Annotated in this window: 18 protein-coding genes and 2 other annotated features; of the genes, 1 reads left to right on the forward strand and 17 read right to left on the reverse strand. The window is 40.8% G+C overall.

The features are described 5' to 3' along the window. Positions 1 to 88: 88 nt before the first annotated feature. The 3 genes from KHM83_RS03050 to KHM83_RS03060 all read right to left on the reverse strand — a co-directional run bounded on the left by KHM83_RS03050 (position 89) and on the right by KHM83_RS03060 (position 3,285). Positions 89 to 292, reverse strand: a complete 204-nt coding sequence (locus tag KHM83_RS03050) for a cold-shock protein (protein WP_213235436.1) — start codon at positions 290 to 292, stop codon at positions 89 to 91. A gap of 216 nt (positions 293 to 508) precedes the next feature. Further along, complete coding sequence (locus tag KHM83_RS03055) at positions 509 to 2,131, reverse strand: ABC-F family ATP-binding cassette domain-containing protein (RefSeq protein WP_213235437.1); 1,623 nt, start codon at positions 2,129 to 2,131, stop codon at positions 509 to 511. A gap of 230 nt (positions 2,132 to 2,361) precedes the next feature. Beyond that, complete coding sequence (locus KHM83_RS03060) at positions 2,362 to 3,285, reverse strand: exopolyphosphatase (RefSeq protein WP_213235438.1); 924 nt, start codon at positions 3,283 to 3,285, stop codon at positions 2,362 to 2,364. Between the two features lie 193 nt (positions 3,286 to 3,478). Between KHM83_RS03060 and KHM83_RS03065 the strand changes: the two genes are divergently transcribed. Beyond that, positions 3,479 to 4,864, forward strand: coding sequence for a sensor domain-containing diguanylate cyclase (locus KHM83_RS03065; protein WP_213235439.1), 1,386 nt, complete (start codon positions 3,479 to 3,481; stop codon positions 4,862 to 4,864). A 135-nt stretch (positions 4,865 to 4,999) separates the two neighbouring features. Here the strand turns inward: KHM83_RS03065 and pheT are convergent, their stop codons facing one another. From pheT to KHM83_RS03135, 14 genes are all read right to left on the reverse strand, one after another. Continuing rightward, a complete protein-coding gene (pheT, locus tag KHM83_RS03070) occupies positions 5,000 to 7,393 on the reverse strand; it encodes a phenylalanine--tRNA ligase subunit beta (RefSeq protein ID WP_213235440.1) in 2,394 nt (797 codons plus the stop codon). 16 nt (positions 7,394 to 7,409) lie between these two features. Next, a complete protein-coding gene (pheS, locus tag KHM83_RS03075; protein ID WP_213235441.1) occupies positions 7,410 to 8,429 on the reverse strand; it encodes a phenylalanine--tRNA ligase subunit alpha in 1,020 nt (339 codons plus the stop codon). A gap of 138 nt (positions 8,430 to 8,567) precedes the next feature. Continuing rightward, positions 8,568 to 8,775: a binding site (T-box leader), on the reverse strand. A gap of 63 nt (positions 8,776 to 8,838) precedes the next feature. After that, positions 8,839 to 9,627 (reverse strand): TrmH family RNA methyltransferase, encoded by a 789-nt coding sequence (locus KHM83_RS19925; protein WP_213235442.1) that lies wholly within the window; start codon positions 9,625 to 9,627, stop codon positions 8,839 to 8,841. Between the two features lie 20 nt (positions 9,628 to 9,647). Further along, positions 9,648 to 10,316 (reverse strand): potassium channel family protein, encoded by a 669-nt coding sequence (locus tag KHM83_RS03085; RefSeq protein ID WP_343213108.1) that lies wholly within the window; start codon positions 10,314 to 10,316, stop codon positions 9,648 to 9,650. Positions 10,317 to 10,333: 17 nt separating this feature from the next. Then, positions 10,334 to 11,680, reverse strand: coding sequence for a TrkH family potassium uptake protein (locus tag KHM83_RS03090; protein WP_213235444.1), 1,347 nt, complete (start codon positions 11,678 to 11,680; stop codon positions 10,334 to 10,336). 201 nt (positions 11,681 to 11,881) lie between these two features. After that, positions 11,882 to 12,082: an ATP-binding protein gene (locus KHM83_RS03095; RefSeq protein ID WP_213235445.1), complete on the reverse strand. Its 201-nt coding sequence runs from the start codon at positions 12,080 to 12,082 to the stop codon at positions 11,882 to 11,884. Positions 12,083 to 12,149: 67 nt separating this feature from the next. Next, entirely contained in the window at positions 12,150 to 12,734 is a 585-nt protein-coding gene (locus tag KHM83_RS03100; RefSeq protein ID WP_213235446.1) for a GNAT family N-acetyltransferase, read from the reverse strand. 66 nt (positions 12,735 to 12,800) lie between these two features. Beyond that, entirely contained in the window at positions 12,801 to 13,199 is a 399-nt protein-coding gene (locus KHM83_RS03105) for a winged helix-turn-helix transcriptional regulator (RefSeq protein WP_213235447.1), read from the reverse strand. Positions 13,200 to 13,510: 311 nt separating this feature from the next. Then, positions 13,511 to 14,509: a phosphate acetyltransferase gene (pta, locus tag KHM83_RS03110; protein ID WP_213235448.1), complete on the reverse strand. Its 999-nt coding sequence runs from the start codon at positions 14,507 to 14,509 to the stop codon at positions 13,511 to 13,513. Positions 14,510 to 14,781: 272 nt separating this feature from the next. Beyond that, the gene (rplT, locus tag KHM83_RS03115; RefSeq protein WP_213235449.1) at positions 14,782 to 15,135 is read right to left on the reverse strand and encodes a 50S ribosomal protein L20; all 354 of its coding nucleotides are present in this window, start codon (positions 15,133 to 15,135) and stop codon (positions 14,782 to 14,784) included. A 27-nt stretch (positions 15,136 to 15,162) separates the two neighbouring features. Continuing rightward, positions 15,163 to 15,360: a 50S ribosomal protein L35 gene (rpmI, locus tag KHM83_RS03120; RefSeq protein ID WP_213235450.1), complete on the reverse strand. Its 198-nt coding sequence runs from the start codon at positions 15,358 to 15,360 to the stop codon at positions 15,163 to 15,165. Between the two features lie 31 nt (positions 15,361 to 15,391). Further along, positions 15,392 to 15,883, reverse strand: a complete 492-nt coding sequence (gene infC / locus KHM83_RS03125; protein ID WP_213235451.1) for a translation initiation factor IF-3 — start codon at positions 15,881 to 15,883, stop codon at positions 15,392 to 15,394. A 209-nt stretch (positions 15,884 to 16,092) separates the two neighbouring features. Continuing rightward, positions 16,093 to 18,024 (reverse strand): threonine--tRNA ligase, encoded by a 1,932-nt coding sequence (gene thrS / locus KHM83_RS03130; protein ID WP_213235452.1) that lies wholly within the window; start codon positions 18,022 to 18,024, stop codon positions 16,093 to 16,095. 197 nt (positions 18,025 to 18,221) lie between these two features. Beyond that, positions 18,222 to 18,462 (reverse strand) — a binding site (T-box leader). A 106-nt stretch (positions 18,463 to 18,568) separates the two neighbouring features. Then, on the reverse strand, positions 18,569 to 19,174 hold the full coding sequence (locus KHM83_RS03135) for a DUF445 domain-containing protein (RefSeq protein WP_213235453.1): 606 nt from the start codon (positions 19,172 to 19,174) through the stop codon (positions 18,569 to 18,571). Positions 19,175 to 19,203 lie beyond the last annotated feature (29 nt).

A 19,203-nucleotide genomic window follows, 5' to 3' on the forward strand; every position in this document is an offset into this window, starting at 1 on the left:
CCCCACACGCTACATTTGTCTTCATTTTTTTGGAGGAACCCCTCAATAGGGACAAAAAAAAGCCTCGGTTCAACCGAGGCCTCAGTGTTTATCTTACTGTTGTAACATTTTCCGCTTGAGGACCTTTCGGACCTTGAGCGATTTCAAAAGTAACAACTTCACCTTCTTCGAGTGATTTAAAACCCTCTTTGTTGATTTGTGAAAAGTGTACGAAAACATCTTTTCCGTCTTCACCAGTGATAAAACCAAAACCTTTTTCTGAGTTGAACCATTTTACTGTTCCGTTTAACATTTTTGTTCCTCCAAAACTTTAATTTCCTTAACCCCTAACGTAAAACTTATTAAACTTTTGGAAGTTTAAATTGCAAACTATTAGTCAAGCGATTCAAATTCCGAACGTTTTAACAAATTTTTCTCACAGGTACAATCAAGGTACGTTATCATTATACACGTTTATACACTTAAGTGCAAGCGTTTGTAACCATTTCAGAATGTATACATGACGCGGCTATTCACCCTTATAAAGCTTTGAAATGTTCGCTTGAATCGTTTCATTCTCAAGAAAATCATCAAAATCAATTTCTTTATCAAAGTTGCCGTTTGGCGTTAACTCAATGACGCGATTGGCAATTGTTTCAATAAACTTATGGTCATGCGATGAAAAGAGCAGCGTACCCTTAAAGGCAATCAAGCCATTATTAACCGCTTGGATCGACTCGAGATCCAAGTGATTTGTCGGATCGTCCAGTAAAATAACATTTGCCATCGAAAGCATGAGCTTTGAAAACATACAGCGCATTTTCTCTCCACCTGAAAGCACGTGGCACATTTTAAGCGGTTCATCACCAGAGAAAAGCATTTTCCCTAAGAACCCCCTGACAAAGGTATCATCTTTTTCAGTTGAATACTGGCGAAGCCAATCGACCAAATTCATCTCTACGCCTTCAAAATAATCAGTATTATCCTTTGGCATGTAGGATTGCGATGTGGTCACACCCCACTTGAATGTTCCAGAATCCGGTTCTATTTCACCCATTAGAATTCTAAAGAGCGTCGTCATCGCCAAATCATTTCGGCTCATGAAAACAATTTTATCACCTTTGTTGACAATAAATGAGACGTCATTAAGAATTTTGACACCATCAATCGTCTTGGTAATTCCCTCCACAGTGAGAATCTCTTTGCCCGCTTCACGTTCAGGTGTAAAGCCGACAAATGGATAACGCCTAGAAGACGGCTGAATATCGTCAACTGTGATCTTATCAAGCATTTTTTTTCTTGAAGTCGCCTGCTTCGCCTTTGAAGCATTTGAACTAAAACGCGCAATAAAGTCTTGCAGTTCTTTGATTTTTTCTTCTTTTTTCTTATTCTGCTCTTTCATCAGTCTGAGCATCAATTGACTGGATTCATACCAGAAATCATAGTTTCCGACGAATAGCTTTGCTTTGCCAAAGTCGATGTCCACCATATGGGTACAGACCTTATTCAAAAAGTGTCGGTCATGGGATACGACAATAACAGTGTTGTCATACGTGATTAAAAATTCCTCCAGCCAGCTAATCGCATGGAAATCCAAATGGTTCGTCGGTTCGTCCAAAAGCAGAATATCCGGTGTGCCGAAAAGTGATTGTGCCAAAAGCACTTTCACCTTATCACCTGATTGGACATCACCCATAAGCTTATGAAAGTTCTCCTGATCAACACCAAGGCCATTTAAAAGTTTTTCAACATTCGATTCTGCATCCCAACCATCAAGTTCTGCAAATTCACCTTCCAGTTCGGCAGCTCTCATGCCGTCTTCTTCTGTAAAATCTTCCTTAAGGTAAATGGCATCTTTTTCTTTCATAATGTCATATAGGCGTTTATGTCCCATAATAACAGTATCCATAACGGTGAACTCATCAAACTCAAAGTGATTTTGTTTTAATACGGCAACACGCTCTCCTGGCGTAATTGAAACTTCACCGTCTGTTGGTTCAATCTCCCCCGACAATATTTTTAAAAAAGTCGATTTACCGGCACCATTGGCACCAATAACACCGTAGCAGTTCCCCGGTGTGAATTTCAAATTTACTTCATCAAATAGTTTCCGATCACTGAATCTCAGTCCTAAATTAACAACTTGTATCAATCTGTTGCCACCTTTCGCTTTCTTTCCGATATTTGTACACTCAAACATAAATTATATCATGTTTTCATCTGTTTTCAACCTTCTTTTCCGGCAGCCTTCCACAGCTTTCGCAGTGATACACGCCAGATTATCAATTCTACTGATGTAATTGTCCTCAATCATTTGTTATCAACAAAAATAAAGGGTGTTTTACAATCATTTTACAGATTGCCTCACCCTTTATAATAACATTAATCTTTCAATTTTTCGACGATCTCTGACAGCAATGCCGCCGCTCGGTCATTTGGCACTTGGCAAGTCCCCGCGTTCATATGACCACCGCCCCCGTATGCGAGCATTGTCTCGCCAATATTGACTTTACTGCTTCGATTAAAGATAGATTTTCCCACTGTGAATACCGTATTTTGTTTCTTCAATCCCCAGATCACCTGTACGGATATATTCGTATCTGGGTACATTGCATACTTGACAAAACGATTTCCAGGATGGATTGTATCCTGATCTCTTAGGTCGACGACGAGTACATTGTCATACACCTTAGCATTATCTTCAATTTGTTTTTTAAACGGATCGACATGAGCCATATAGAGCTCAACACGTTCTTTTACATCAGGCAGTTCCAGAATTTCATCAATTGTATGATCTTTGCAATAAGCAATGAGATCCATCATAAGCTGATAGTTTGACACCCTAAAATTACGAAATCTACCGAGACCGGTTCTCGCATCCATGATGAAACTAAGGAGTTCCCATCCTTTTGGCGCGATGACATCTTCCATGTTAAACTGCGCAGAATCAGCTTTGTCGACAGCGAGGATCATTTCTTCTGAAATTGTTTTGAAACGATCCTTGCCGCCGTAGTAATCATATACAACACGCGCAGCGGAAGGCGCATTTGGATCAATGATGTGATTTTGCTTGCGTTCAGCATTTCTGACAGTCTCACTAAGATGATGGTCAAATGCTAAATAAACGCCGTCGACATAGGGCAGGTTTGTCGTAATATCCGTATTGGTAACTTCGATCAGACCATCCTGCATGTCCTTAGGATGAACAAATTTGATGTCATCAATCATATTCATCTCTTTTAATAATACCGCACAGACAAGCCCATCAAAGTCGCTTCTCGTAATTAATCTGTATTGACCTTCCATATTAACCTCCCAAAGTGTATAATCTAATTATATTATACGACTTTTTCATGAAAACCTAACACTTTTGCGCGAATTTATCATGAATTTATACATAGAAATGGCATTGATTACATTGTCGTTTTAATCTTATAAGATTTAGATCACCGTTTTGCGATGTTGTGAGGCGGTATTTCTCTGAATAACAAGAGGTATTATGAATTCACTAACTTCCTTCGAATCGCGTTTCGTCATTGATGAAATTAATCTGTATATCACCGTTATTGCCGGTGACCATACAATATCTTTTGCCAATAAACAACTCCTTAATTTTTCTGGCGTCCATTTTGAAAATATCAATCATTTGCCATATTGGGAATTGCCTTGGTGGCAAAACGGCATGGCGAATCAAAACCAGTTAATGTTTGCCGTCGAGCGCGCTTTTTTTGGCGAAACCGTTCGATTTGATGCCACCTACACGAAATATGATAACACACTGCATGAAATAGATTTTCTTTTAAAACCGCTTTATAAACGGGATGAAATCGTTAGCGTTATCGCAATGGGCTATAATATCTCCGATTTGGTAAAGACGCAAAAAGCACTGACAAGGCGCGAACGTCAACTTGATGCATTCTTTGAGTTTTCATCTGACGGCTACTTTTTCTTTCTTTTAGATCAGCCTATTGAAATAACTCGAACAGATGACGCCTTCATTCATGAGCTGATGTCGCACCAAAAACTGACATTTTTTAATCAACAGTTTGAAAAGATACTCAATCAGGAACTGTCCCATCAAACGGTCATTGAGACACTCTTTCCAAACGTTAAAGATCTTTCTGTATTTTGGCGCGATATGATTCTTAACGGCAAGGCACAGTTTGATACCACAATCCAGCTGGAAGAAACCTATTATGATGAAGAAGCATTAAATACCTTCATTTTAGATGAGCCTTATGACTGCCTTTATATTCGCGTGACGCTCGTCGCGATCTTTGATGATCAAGGTGCCTTTGAAGGCAACTATGCCGTCGTCAGAGAACGCACACAGGAAGTGCGCAATATTAAACGTTTAGAATTTCTTGCCAACAAAGATCCGCTTACCAAAATCAATAATCGCCGTAGTTTTTACGAGAAGGCCGTTGAAAAAATTGAAGTTTGTCAAAACGATCAAATGGATACGAGTGTCGTAATGATTGACATAGATTTTTTTAAACGCATCAACGATACTTTTGGTCATGACGCCGGCGATACCGTTCTCTATCACTTTGCTACCCTCATCGAATCCTTTGTTGGCGAACGCGGTATTGTCGCACGTTATGGCGGCGAAGAATTCGTGCTGTTGCTCATGTGTCCATTTGATGAAGCCAAAACGTTTATGGAAGCACTCCGAATAAAAATTTCCGAAATGATCGTTAGGCACGATGATGATCAGATTACACTTACAGCCAGTATTGGAATCAGAGGCAATACAAGACAGACCGATAATATTGACACCCTCACCGCAGAGGCAGATAAGGCGCTTTATTATGCAAAGAACCACGGTCGAAACCGCGTTGCCGTTTATGCGGACTTGCCTGAAGAAGCTAAGCACGAAAGATAGTTGCCCCAACAGAGAAAGGCCTCTTTTCGTCGATATCGAGCACCATAGGCCATCATACCTTTAAACAAATAAAACCCCCAGCCATTCAATCTCAATTGAAAGCCGGGGGTTTATTATTTGTATTTGTATGAATCATTAACGCAACTGTGCGTCCAGTTCAGAAGAAAGCACTTTTAGAACATTTTCAAAAATAACATTGACTTCATCATCGACAAGCGTACGATCTTCAGCTCTGAAAATCAGCGCATAGGCAACAGATTTGTAGCCGTCAGGAATTTGTTTCCCCTTATAGACATCAAACATCTTGACCGATTCTAAGAGACCACCTGCTGTCTCTTTGACAATTTTTTCAACTTCATAAGAAGTGATTTCATCTTTGACGAGAATTGCAATATCGCGTTCGACGGCAGGATGTTTTGGAATCGCTTTAAATTTGCGTTCTTCATTTGTAATCTGCAGTAAAATGTTAAAATCTAAATCTGCTAGATAAGCACGTGTATTGATATCGTAATTTTCACAGACAATTGGATGAACTTCACCGAGTGTTCCTAAAATATGATTGTCCCAAATAATATTAGCACATCTGCCACTGTGAAACGATGGATGATTGGTCTCTTTTTCAAAGAGGTAACCCGATACGCCAAGTCCTTCAAGAACATTTTCGACGATGCCTTTTAGTGTAAAGAAATCTTCATGTTCGCCATAACACCCAATGGTCAGCATCTTTTTCTCAATCGGCAGCTGTTTAACCGGCAGCTCTTTTGGCAGGAATATGGAACCCATTTCATAGATTCGCGCCTGTTCAATTTTACGATTACTGTTTCGTGCCAGCACTTCCAAGACATTTGGCATCAAAGTCGAACGCATACAGCTGTATTCTTCACCAAGTGGATTGATTAAGGTTACCTGGTTGCGTAGAATGCTGTCTTCAGACAAATTAATTTTATCCAAATCCTTCTTAGATACAAATGAATACGTTAAAATCTCATCGACACCACTGGCAATCAGTTCAAGCTTTGTAATGTCTTCAATGCGCTGGGCATTGGTTTTAGCTCCCCATGCATCAAAAGCCGGAAGCGTCTTCCCGATATTGTCATAACCGTAAATTCTGGCAACTTCCTCAACGAGATCAATTTCTTTTTCAAGGTCCAGTCGATAATACGGTATTGTTGCCGTCGGTAAGCCATCTTTCATGACCGTTTGGATTTCAAGCTTTTGAAGGATTTCAATCATTTCATCCAATGTTAAGTTGGTTCCATTGACGTTGTTAACCACTTCAGGTCTAAAAGCGATTTCAGTCGCTTCTCGTTTTTCAGGATAAACATCAATGATGCCGCCGACTACTTCACCCGCACCAAGCTGCTCAATCAGTTCGCAGACGCGATTGACGACAATTGGCGGCAGTGAAACGCTAACGCCTTTTTCATAACGTGATGAAGCTTCTGTTCTAAGCCCCAGTTCTTTTGACGACTTTCGAATATTTGACTTATCAAAAGTTGCGACTTCAATGAGAATATTTTTGGTCGCTGGAGATATCTCCGTATTCCCACCACCCATAATGCCGGCTATACCGACCGATTTATTGGGATCTGCAATCACGAGTACATCTTCATCCAGTTCTCGCGCTTTGTCATCCAATGTCGTAAGCACTTCTTTCGGCTCTGCTCTGCGAACGATTATTGTATGATCACTCACCGTATCGAGGTCAAATGCGTGTATTGGCTGACCATATTCCAGCATGACATAGTTGGTAATGTCAACAATATTATTGATCGGCCTCATGCCGGCATGCATCAATCGAAACTGCATCCAAATGGGCGATGGTTTAATTTCGATATTGCGTACAATCCTCGCCACATATCTAGGACAGAGATCAGGTGCCGTTACTTTAACGGTTGCATAATCATTGGCATCACCTGTTTCACCTTTGACGATACCTTTTGGATATTGTGTTTTTCGATCAAAACTCGCCGCCACTTCACGTGCCATCCCAATGACGCTTAAGCAATCCGGTCTGTTCGGTGTGATTTCAAATTCAATAACCGTTTCATCAATATTCAGCGCTTCCAGAATATTCATGCCAAGTGGGTACGGTTTATCCAATATAAAGATACCGTCATCAAATGCTTTTGGAATACAGGATTTTTCGTAGCCCATTTCTTCGAGCGAGCATAGCATCCCATTTGAAACCTCACCGCGAAGTTTTCCTTTTTTAATTTTAATACCATCTGCTATCACAGCACCGTGCTTTGCAACCGGCACATAGTCATTGACGCGAATATTCGTCGCACCAGTGACGATTTGCAGCACTTCATCGCCGGTATCCACCTGACAAATGGAAAGTTTGTCGGCATTGGCATGCTGCTTAATTTCTGTAATATGTCCAACGACAACATTTTCAAGTGCCGCAGCGCCCTTATGTGTGCCCTCATTATTCGACCCCGTCAAAATGAGCTTTTCTATTAGTGTCTTTTCATCAATATCATTTATATCAACATAGTCTTTCATCCAAAGAACAGGTACTTTCATCATTGCCTCCTACAGATTAAAATTGTTTGATGAAGCGAATATCGTTTTCAAAGAGTATTCGAATATCGTCAATTTCATATTTCATCATGACGATGCGATCAAGCCCCATACCAAAGGCAAATCCGCTGTAAACTTCAGGATCAATGCCGCATTCAGCCAGTACATTGGGATGTACCATGCCGCAGCCGAGTATTTCAATCCAACCGCTGCCGCTGCAGAAACGACACCCTTCGCCGCCGCATTTAAAGCATGAAACATCAACTTCTGCACTTGGCTCTGTAAACGGAAAATAATGCGGTCTAAACTTCGTTCGCGTTTGGGAGCCGAACAATCGCTTTGCAAACATATCCAGCGTTCCGTTCAAATCAGCCATCGTAATATTTTTATCGACGACAAGGCCTTCAATCTGGTGGAACATCGGCGAGTGCGTCGCATCGATTTCATCATTTCTAAAACATCTACCGGGTGCAATAATTTTAATCGGCGGTTTTTGCTGTTTCATCGTTCTCACTTGGATCGGAGAGGTCTGTGTCCTGAGCAAAATATCCTCTGTGATATAAAATGTATCTGACAAACTTCTGGAAGGGTGATCAATTGGTGCATTGAGTGCGTCAAAGTTATGATAGACTGTATCGACTTCCGGTCCCTCTGCTATTTTATAACCCATACCAATAAAAATGTCTTTAACTTCATCCAAAGCAACATTAAGCGGATGCTTATGTCCTCTCACGAGTTGTTTGGAAGGCATCGTCACATCAATCGATTCAGCTGCAAGCTTTTCTTTGATTTCTAATGCTTTTTTCTCTTCTTTATAATTCTCAAGCATGACTTCGATGGTTTCACGGACATCATTCACCATTTTCCCCATTGCCGGCCTGTCTTCCGGCGCAACGTCTTTCATGCCTTTTAAAATATTGGTTACCTCACCTTTCTTGCCGAGGTACTTGATGCGCATATCATCCAAAGCCTTCAAATTTCTAGCGACCTCGATATCCGATTTTGCGCGTTTTAATAATTGCTCTAATTCCGCTTTCACACGATCCCTCCTTAATTTATGTTTATTCGGATAAGCCTGCTGCGTATCTTTTCATCCGAATGTTTTTAATGATGTCATCATGCCAAATCCACAAAACAATTTCTGCAAAATATTTTTCATTAAAAAAACCTTCATCCCAAAAGGGACGAAGGTTATCCGCGGTACCACCCAAATTAATCACAACTGTGATTCACTCAAAACCTTAACGCGGTAAACGTCACTTCCTACTTCATTCAGAAATGCATCTCAGGAGTGAACTTCAAACATCTGTCAATGGCAATCTTCCAGCAACAATCGCCTCTCTTGGATTGACAAAATATTTTACTCTTTCCATCAAAGAATTTTTCAACTTTATTTTACAGTAGTAATATCATACCATAAAGCCATTATCAGGACAAGCCCCGGCAGACTATAAAATTGATTTGATTTTATAGATTAAGATGCCGGCTGCAATTGAGGCATTCAGCGACTCCGCTTTACCATAGATTGGAATTGAAATTCTGACATCTGCTTCTGCTTTGATCTTCTCTGAAACCCCACTGCCCTCATTGCCAATGACCAAGCAATTCTTTTCACGATAGGCGCGATTGTCATTGTAATCAAAATCCGATTGTAAGTCCGTTACAATCATTTTAAACTGTTTTTGCCGTAATGCGCTTATTGCCGCATCATCTGAATCCGCGTGAATAAGGCGTACATTTAAAATAGACCCTGCCGTACTTCGAAGCACTTTGCTGTTAAAGACATCCACACAGCCTCGATTTAAAACAATGGCATCAACGCCTGCCGCATCAGCAGTACGGATAATGGTCCCAAGATTGCCAGGATCCTGAATGCGATCTAGATAAACAACAAAGCGATCCGTCTCTTTCAATACATCAAGCGAAGCGTGATGCATTTGGAAGACGCCAACAATCCCTTGACTGTTTAATGTTTCCGCAATTACTTCAAAGAGTGATGCACCGAGTACTGTAATCTCTGCTGAAGCCAAAAGCTTCTCACGCATTGAGCCTTCCATCGATTCCCATATGTGTTCATGTACAAAGACACCATCACATTGCCAGCCGTTGGTGATCGCGTCTAAAACATACCGAAAACCTTCCAAAAGAAAGCGCTGATACCTTATCCGATACTTTTTCTGCTGAAGCGATTTTAAATATTTAAATTGCGTATTTTGTGCTGATGTAATACTGTTCACAACGACCTCTCATGCGGCGATTACGACATTTGCCGTTCAATTTTCTTTAAGTCTTCATTATTGCCAATGACAATCAGGATATCATCTTTTAACAGGATCTTATCGGGACCTGCATTGATATCAATTTCATCGCCGCGTCTCACTGCGATAACGGAAATTTGATACCTTCGCCGCATATCGATCTGTACTAAACTCTTGCCGATCCATTCACTGTTCATACTAATCTCCAAGATACTGTAATCAGGCGCCAAGTCAATAAAATCCAAGACATTGCCAGACACGAGGTTCTTCGCTATTTTAATCCCCATCTCTTTTTCTGGAAAGACAACACGATTCGCTCCGATTTTATAGAGGACTTTTGCATGTGATGAATTCTGTGCTTTTGCAACAATATGCTTAACACCAAGTTCTTTCACGAGCAAAGTCACTAAAATTGAAGACTGAATATCTGAGCCAATCGTAACGATGGCGACATCAAAATTACGTATGCCCAACGCTTTGATAGAATTCTCATCTGTTGCATCTGCCTGCACGGCATAAGTCACCTTTTCCGAAATGTTTTGGATAATTTCTTCATTACGGTCTACAACCATTACCTCACAACCAAGTTCTGCGAGTTTAATCGCGACGCTTTGGCCAAAGCGGCCACATCCTACGACGACAAATTGTTTTTTCATAAGGCCTCCAATGAACTTTATTGCACATTTTATCCGACGATAATCTTGCCTTCCGGATAACGAATGAGTTTCTTATAGTTATTGCGACGATTACTGATTGCGAGGACAATCGTCAATGGGCCAAGCCGCCCAAAGAACATCGCGCATGAAATGATAATTTTTCCTGCCAGCGTCAATTTTGATGTAATGCCAAGTGATAATCCAACGGTACCAAAAGCGCTTACGGCCTCGAATATAATTTCTTGAAATGTCATATGCACTTCTGTAATTGAAAGCAGCAGCACCACCATACTCACGAGAAAAACCGCAATAAAGACAATAGCAAGTGCCCGATTGATAATTTCTCGCGCAATTCTTCGATGTGCAAATTCTACATCGTCATCGCCTCTGACAACTGATAATACCTTTAGAATAATCATTCCAAAGGTCGTTGTTTTGATACCGCCTGCTGTTGATCCCGGCGAACCGCCAATAAACATAAAAATAATCGTGACCAAAAGCGTTGGCAATCGCAGACTTGCCATATCGAGCGTATTAAAGCCTGCCGTCCTCGGTGTTACCGCATGAAAGAGCGCCGCTAAAATTTTACCTTTAAACGAAAGACCGCCCAGTGTTGCAGGGTTATTAAATTCCAGGAACAGCACCATGAAAAATCCCAAGCCGATAAGGCTGACTGTCATAAAAAAGACTAGTTTTGAATGCAGCGAAAATTTTCGAAGGCGCTGCATTCTAAGGATATCAGTAATAACGGCAAATCCCAGGCCGCCGATAATAACAAGGGATACAATGACGAGATTGACCAGCGGATCTTCAACATATTGTGTCAGGCTGACACCATTTCCCATAATATCAAAACCGGCATTGCAAAATGCTGACACCGAATGAAAAATAGCATAAAAAAGCCCCTTTGCAGGTCCAAATTTCGGTATAAATCGTATACTGAGCAGCAATGCGCCAACACCTTCTATAAACAGCGTCGTCAAAATGACATACTTGGTTAACCGAATAACACCCGCAATCGAAAATTGATTAAGCGCTTCCTGCATAATCAACCGGTTCTTTAAGCCAATCTTTTTCCCAAGCAAGATCGCAACCGAAGTCGCCATGGTCATAAATCCGAGCCCACCGACCTGTATGAGCAGCAAAATAAAAAGCTGCCCCCAAAACGTCCAGTAAGTCCCCGTATCCACGACAACGAGCCCCGTTACACAAACAGCAGATGTCGATGTAAACAAAGCATCAATGAAACGAACGGAATGACTGCTATGAGAAGCAAACGGCAGCATCAGCAAAAAAGTACCAATGAGTATAATACCAGCAAAGCCCAAAACTAGCACTTGTACCGGCTTTAATTTTTTGCTTAAGCGCTTTTCCATATGTCCCCCTATAAAATGAATGATTCTTGACCACTGCCAAAAACCGTTTCATACGCCTATAATTTCTTTATGAGAATACCTGCCTATGAAACTTTTTGTGTCTTTATAAAACATACAAAACCATTATATTCGATTTATGCGCTCATGTCATTAATATCACATAAAAAAACGCGTTTTCCCGCAATGAGAAAACACGTCTTTTTATTGTAGTTCTACCATGGTTACAGCGCGCATTGGGCAATACCGCAAGCATTTGCCGCAACCGATGCATTCACTTTGATTTACTTCGGGTACACCATACATATTTGCTTTGACTGCATTCACCGGACAAACGCGTTTTACAGGACAAAACGGCGATCTGTCACAGCGATTGGCATCTATGACTGCAACTTTTTTAGCCATATTATCACCTCACTGTATACATTATACCCCCTCCCAGATGGGGCGTCAAATTCTTTTTTATTGCCTTTTAAACTTTTTGATAATAGGCTTTGATAAATCCGCCAAAAACATCATGGCTGTACGCAAAACCATATTGCTTGTAAAAATCAATGACTTCATCATTGCCATTCGAAATATAGACATACAGGTAAGCAACAGCTTCTAATTGTGTCAGCCAGCGCATTGCCTGATCACAGAGCGCAGCAGCAATATGCCGACCGCGATACGCCGGCATAACATATAGGTTATTCAGACAGCCTATTTTATTGGGCAGTATGAGCCAGTCAGGGTACATCCCTATTTTGTCAGCACCAGATAGCGCTGTTGCCCACGAGGGGATCATTGTTCTTGCTTCTTCCGTTTCGTTTTCAGCAGAAGAAAAGACATACCCAACGGGGATCTCACCATCATAGGCGACAATTAACTGTTTCTCATTCGAATGTTCAAAACTTGGTTTTAACCGATTTTCAAAATTCATGGCCTGTAAAACCTCAGCATGTATAATACCATTGTCTGCCTGATGTTTCATGAGGGCATTGCAAAGGTCACGACAACTTGATACATTCCCGTCTGTTATTTCCTTAAATACGATTTCACTGTTCATTTTAGCCATTCTCAATTCCTCCCTTTGCAGGCAGTATATCGAAAGACACCCTCCAAAATCAATAGGTTTATCAATTTATGAGTTACTAACAATTTTCATAGCGCCATTAAAATCACAGTTTTCACAGAGCGCCGGCAAGTTGTTTTCTGCTTTAACATAACCATTGGACCAATTGGCAATCGCTTGCAGCAGCGGCACGGCTGTCATACCGCGTTCTGTCAGTGCATATTCAACACGCGGCGGTATTTCATCATACTGCTGCCGTTTGACCATGCCGTTTCGCATCAAGTCCTTTAATGTGTTAGAAAGCACTGCATCCGATATATTCGCCATCTCTGTCCTAAGTTCACTGTAACGTAAAACTTCTTTTGAGGCGAGGACGCAGATCACCCGACTCCGCCATTTGCCGCCAAGGATTTCAAGACCGTTCTCAATAGGGCATCGAATTTCTTTTTTAATTTTTCGTTGATACATAGCTTCCTCTCATTCCAAAAAAATTATGCCGCAGCAGCTGTATTCTACTCGGGACATTTTCATTAAGCGGTACACCTTAATCGTCATTATACCGACCGCTGCACACAACTGCTCTTTTCGTTTATTGATCGTTCTGTTTGTCACTAGTTTATCATAACTTTTGTTAAAAATCATGATCAGACTCATCGAATAGAAATGGCAATATTATTGTGATATTCGTTAATACAAATTAAAAAGCGGCATGACCTTGGCCATACCGCTTTATTCCTTCATACGTTTTATGCAGCTGCTATTGCATTCAATAACACTTACTATTTTTGCATCTGCGCTTGAAGTGCTGTTAAGGCAACAGTTCCAACGATATCGTCTGCAAAACATCCTCTAGACAAATCATTGACAGGCATTGCCAATCCTTGGCAAAGCGGTCCATAAGCATTTGCTTTTGCGAGGCGCTGTACCAATTTGTAACCAATATTGCCTGCATCGAGATCAGGGAAGATAATGACGTTTGCTTTACCGGCAACTGCTGAATCCGGTGCTTTTTTCTGTGCAACAGAAGGAATGATAGAAGCATCAAATTGAAGTTCACCATCAAGACTCAGTTCAGGTGCCAATTCTTTCGCAATTTTAGTTGCTTCAACAACTTTATCAACATCAGCATGATTAGCCGAGCCTTTTGTTGAGAATGACAAGATCGATACTTTAGGCTCAGCTTTTACGATAGATTTAAAGGTTGCCGCCGAACTAATCGCGATATGTGCCAATTCTTCTGAGTTTGGATTCGGATTAAGCGCACAGTCGCCAAAAATAAAAATACCGTCTTCGCCGTATTCGCAATTTGGCACTTCCATAAAGAAAGCTGCTGAAACGAGTTTGGTACCCGGCGCTGTTTTTAAAATTTGAAGTGCCGGTCTTAGGACATTCGCTGTTGAATTCGCTGCACCTGCAACCATGCCGTTAGCGTAACCCATCTTTACGAGCATGACGCCAAAGAAAAGCTCACTTTTAAGTAAAATGCCCTTTGCTTCTTCAGGCGTCATACCTTTGCTCTTTCTTAAATCAGCTAGGGCCGCTGCCATTTGATTCATGTCTTCAAATGTTTCAGGATCAATAAATGATGCCCCACTGATGTCAAACGAACCGGCATTTGCCATAATTTCTTCTTTGTTTCCGACTAAAATGATTTTCGCAATCCCTTGTTTAAGGACTTTGTGTGTTGCTTCAATGGTTCTTGGATCGTAAGATTCCGGTAAAACGATTGTTTGCAGATCTTTTTTCGCTACTTCGATAACCTTATCTAAAAATGCCATCGTAATGCTCCTTTCACTTCTTGCAGTATTTATACGTTGAATCCTTTTGATCGTATGCCTGTAAAAATTTCATCTTTTATAATGCGTAGAAAATCCGAATAAAATGCAATCGTCACTTTTTACAATATGGCCGTCAAATGCCCCAACGTCTATATTATATGTTAATATTTTTTTGTATACAAGGCGCCAAATCAAAAATATTATGTTTTTTTGTCATTTTCATTAAAAAAATACCCGTAAAAAAAGAACCCATTGGGTTCTTTTCAAGATCCTTATAAATTCGATTTTGCAAGTGCAACGAGTTTTGCAAAGTCTTCTGGATTATGAATTGCCATTTCAGAAAGCACTTTTCTGTTGATATCAACATCTGCTTTTTTAAGGCCATTCATGAATTTAGAATAACTTAAACCGTTGATTCTCGATGCAGCGTTAATACGTGCAATCCAAAGTTTTCTAAAATCTCTTTTTCTTCTTTTTCTGCCAATGTATGATGATCGTAATGCTCTCATAACTGCCGGATTAGCAGCCTTGAAAACCAAGCTCTTTTGACCGTAGAAGCCTTTCGCTAACTTTAATACTTTTTTATGCTTTTTCTTAGCGTTCATCGCTCTTTTTACTCTAGCCATGGGTTTAAACCTCCTCTTAACATTTTTCTATAAATAAGGCAATAACGTTTTGACACGTTTCATATCTGATTCACTGACCAACGTCGCCTGTCTCAAACCTCTTCTTCTCTTAGAAGATTTCTTTGTTAAGATATGGCTTGTAAATGCTTTGCTTCTTTTTAACTTTCCGCTGCCTGTCTTTTTTACTCTTTTGGCAGCGCCGCGATGTGTTTTCATTTTAGGCATTGCGATGTCCTCCTTCCAAAATTATAAGCATTTATTTTTTAGGTGCATAAGTTGCAACTAAGCTTCGGCCTTCCATTTTTGCCGTACCTTCCATAACACCGTATTCCTCGATTTCTGCGGAGAAACGTTTTAAGACTTCGTATCCAAGCTGAGTGTATCCCATTTCACGACCTCGAAATCTAAGAGATACCTTCACTTTATCGCCTTTTTCAAGGAACTTGGCAGCACTTTTCGCTTTTGTCTCCAAATCGTGCTTTTCGATATTAAGGCCTAAACGGACTTCTTTCACAGTAGCACTCTTTTGTTTTTTGCGCGCTTCCTTATCCCGCTTTTGCTGTTCATAACGATGTTTTCCAAAGTCCATGATCTTACAAACAGGCGGTTTAGCATTAGGTGCTATCTTAACGAGGTCGAGCTTTCGCTCTAACGCCAGCATGTAGGCGTCTTTTGCAGTCATGATGCCCAACTGTTCACCATCGTCGCCGATAACTCTTACTTCACGGTCACGAATTTCTTCATTCATTTCAGCTGTTTTGATAAGATACACCCCCTAGGTTAATATAAAAATAAAACGGCAGATAGAATATCTGCCGTTAGTACACAATGTTTTTCAAAAAAACGTCATGAGCACTATGAACCATATGAACAGAAGTTATATGGTGAGAAGCAGACTTCTACTTAATATTTATGACCTTGAACATAATATCACGTATGTCATGTCCTTGTCAAGCGCTATTCCGCTTTTTCAAATAAAGTTTTTAATGAACGTTCTTTGACTTCTTTTAAAAGGACTTCCATGAAGGCATCAACTTCCAAGCTGCCGAGTTCGCCAATATCTCTTGATCTAACCGATACTGTTTTGCTCTCTGCTTCCTTGTCGCCAATGACGAGCATGTAAGGATTTTTTTCGAGCTGTGCTTCTCGAATTTTATAGCCGATTTTTTCGGCACGCGAATCAATTTCATAGCGCAGTCCAGCCGCTTGAAGCTTTGCTGCAACTTCTTCTGCAAACGGAAGATGGCGGTCGGCAATCGGCAAGAGTTTTACTTGTACCGGTGCAAGCCAAGCCGGGAATTTACCGGCGAATTCTTCAATGAGAATACCAAGGAAGCGTTCGATACTGCCAAAGGCCACGCGGTGAATAACGATTGGCTGATGTTTTTCACCGTCTTTGCCGATATAGGAAAGCTCAAAACGCTGCGGCAGCTGCATATCGAGCTGAATCGTACCGCACTGCCACGTTCTGCCAATGCTGTCGCGTAAATGGAAGTCGATTTTCGGTCCATAGAATGCACCATCGCCTTCATTGAGCTTGTAATCGAGTTCAAGCGCTTCAAGTGCACCTTGCAATGAACTTTCAGCCAGTGCCCACTCTTCATCCGTTCCCATTGAGTTTTCAGGTCTCGTCGAAAGCTCTACGTGGTAACTAAAACCAAATGTTTTATAAACGCCGTCAATGAGTTTAACAACATTCATGATTTCATCTTTAATCTGTTCCGGCAGCATGAAAATATGCGCATCATCCTGTGTAAAGGCTCTTACACGCATCAGACCATGCAGCGCACCTGAGAGTTCATGTCTGTGCACGCGGCCGATTTCGCCGACGCGCATTGGAAAATCTTTATAAGAGCGAAGATCCGTCTTGTAGACGAGCATCCCTCCTGGACAGTTCATTGGTTTGATGGCATAATCTTCATCATCAATTTTCAGTGTATACATATTCTCTTGATAGTGGAACCAGTGTCCTGATGTTTCCCATAGTTTTCGATTCAGGATGATCGGCGTTTCCACTTCGACGTAATCCGCCTTTTCATGAACTTCACGCCAGTATTCTAAAAGTTTGTTTTTAACCACCATGCCCTTTGGCAGGAAAAATGGAAAGCCAGGGCCTTCTTCCAACAGTGCAAAGAGTTTCAGTTCTTTGCCAAGTTTTCTGTGGTCACGTTTTTTCGCTTCTTCCAGCATATTGAGATAAGCTTCTAATTGCGACGCCTTCGGGAACGATGTTCCATATATACGCTGCAGCATCTTATTCTTTTCATCACCGCGCCAGTAGGCACCTGCGAGATTGAGCAACTTAAACGCTTTTATTTCCTTCGTCGACATGACGTGGCATCCGGCGCAAAGATCGACAAATTCACCCTGCTGATAGAATGAAATAATCGAATCTTCCGGCAGGTCATTGATAAGCTCTACTTTATAGTCTTCATGCTTTTCAGCCATGAATTTTAGTGCTTCTGCTCTAGGCAGTTCAAAGCGTTCCAGTTTCAAATCCTCTTTAACGATTTTTTTCATTTCCGCTTCGATTTTTTCAAGATCCTCCGGTACCAATTTGTGATCCATGTCGATGTCGTAATAGAAACCGTTGTCAATCGCCGGACCAATGGCAAGTTTTGCATCCTTGTAAAGGCGTTTAATGGCCTGCGCCATGATATGCGAGCTCGTATGTCTAAAGGCGTGTGCACCTGCTTCATCTTCAAATTTCAATATATTTAAGGCACAATCTTCATTTAAAACGTAGCTCAAGTCCACGGTATTACCATTGACCTCACCGACAACTGCTTCTTTTGCCAATCTTCCTGAAATTTGCTTCGCGACATCATAAACGGTTGTACCGCGCTCAACCTCCTTGATTGAACCATCTTTAAGCGTAATCTTAATCATGTTTTTACCTCCTTTTTCATTTTATCTGAATAATCAGCACACGTGTCCTTCATTATCTGTGCTCATCAACAGCGATCATTGTTTGTCATTGCACTCTTTCGATAGGATTTCTACCGTTTTGCACGAGACAGCCTGCAACACCATACGCGCGCTGTCAATCTCACGTCTAAAAACAAAAAAACCCATCTCTAGCTTATGCTAGGGACGAGTTTAAACGCGGTTCCACCCTAATTATCAAACATCACTTTGATTAAGATCGAAGCGACATCATTTGATATCTTTAAAACCTTAACGCGGTTAACGCCTGCATTTCGAGAAACTACTGAGCAGGAGCTAGAAGTTAGTTTTCGTCAGTCAGTGTTTTAAAGTGTTTTTCAGCCAATGAACACTTCTCTCTAAAAAGCTTAACGGACTACTCTTCTTCATTATCGCCAAATATGCATTTCGTTCTAAATTTGAAATTAGCATACCGCGATTCAGCCTATTTGTCAAGCAGGGATGGACAATCTTAAACTAATTTTCACAATTAAGAAAATTACTTCAATCACTTAAAGAACAGGATGACAATCGTCCCCTGCAAGAGCCCAATGAGAAAGCCAATAAGTCCACCGAGTACTTCAATATGCTTTAATTCATTTTGTGCGATCTTAATGGTCATTTCCTCTATCTTTTCAAAGTCATAGGCATTGATGCGGTCTTCCACGATTTCCTTGATATCAATTGCCTCCAAGGCCTTATGCGCAAGTTTTTCAGTAAGTTCTATCATGATGGCTTCGCCATTTTCGTCTATCATCGTTTCAACATTTGAAATAATCATGCCTTTAAACATTGACGGTATCATCGCAGGCATTTTTTCATTAGCCACCGTTACGATTTTTACTTTAATCATTTTAATCACTTCAGCACGATCAATGCCCTCAATGAGTTTATCAATGATCTCCTCCATTGAAACGAGTTCGTCCGCAACAACCTCGCCGATTGATCGTGCAATTTCAGTCTTTCGCTTTGGAATAAGCCCCTGAAATTTAAATGGCAAACCAGGAATGCTTATTGGATTAATAGGTCTAAACAATAATTTAATGGCGATGACATTCGTCATCCAACCAATGACGGCACCAATAGCCGCTAAAAAAAGCAACATGCTCCACATAGCCTTTACCTCTTATCAATCTTTCTTCT

It is taken from the genome of Fusibacter paucivorans (assembly GCF_018390735.1).
GTDB classification, from domain to species: Bacteria; Bacillota; Clostridia; order Peptostreptococcales; family Acidaminobacteraceae; genus Fusibacter; species Fusibacter paucivorans.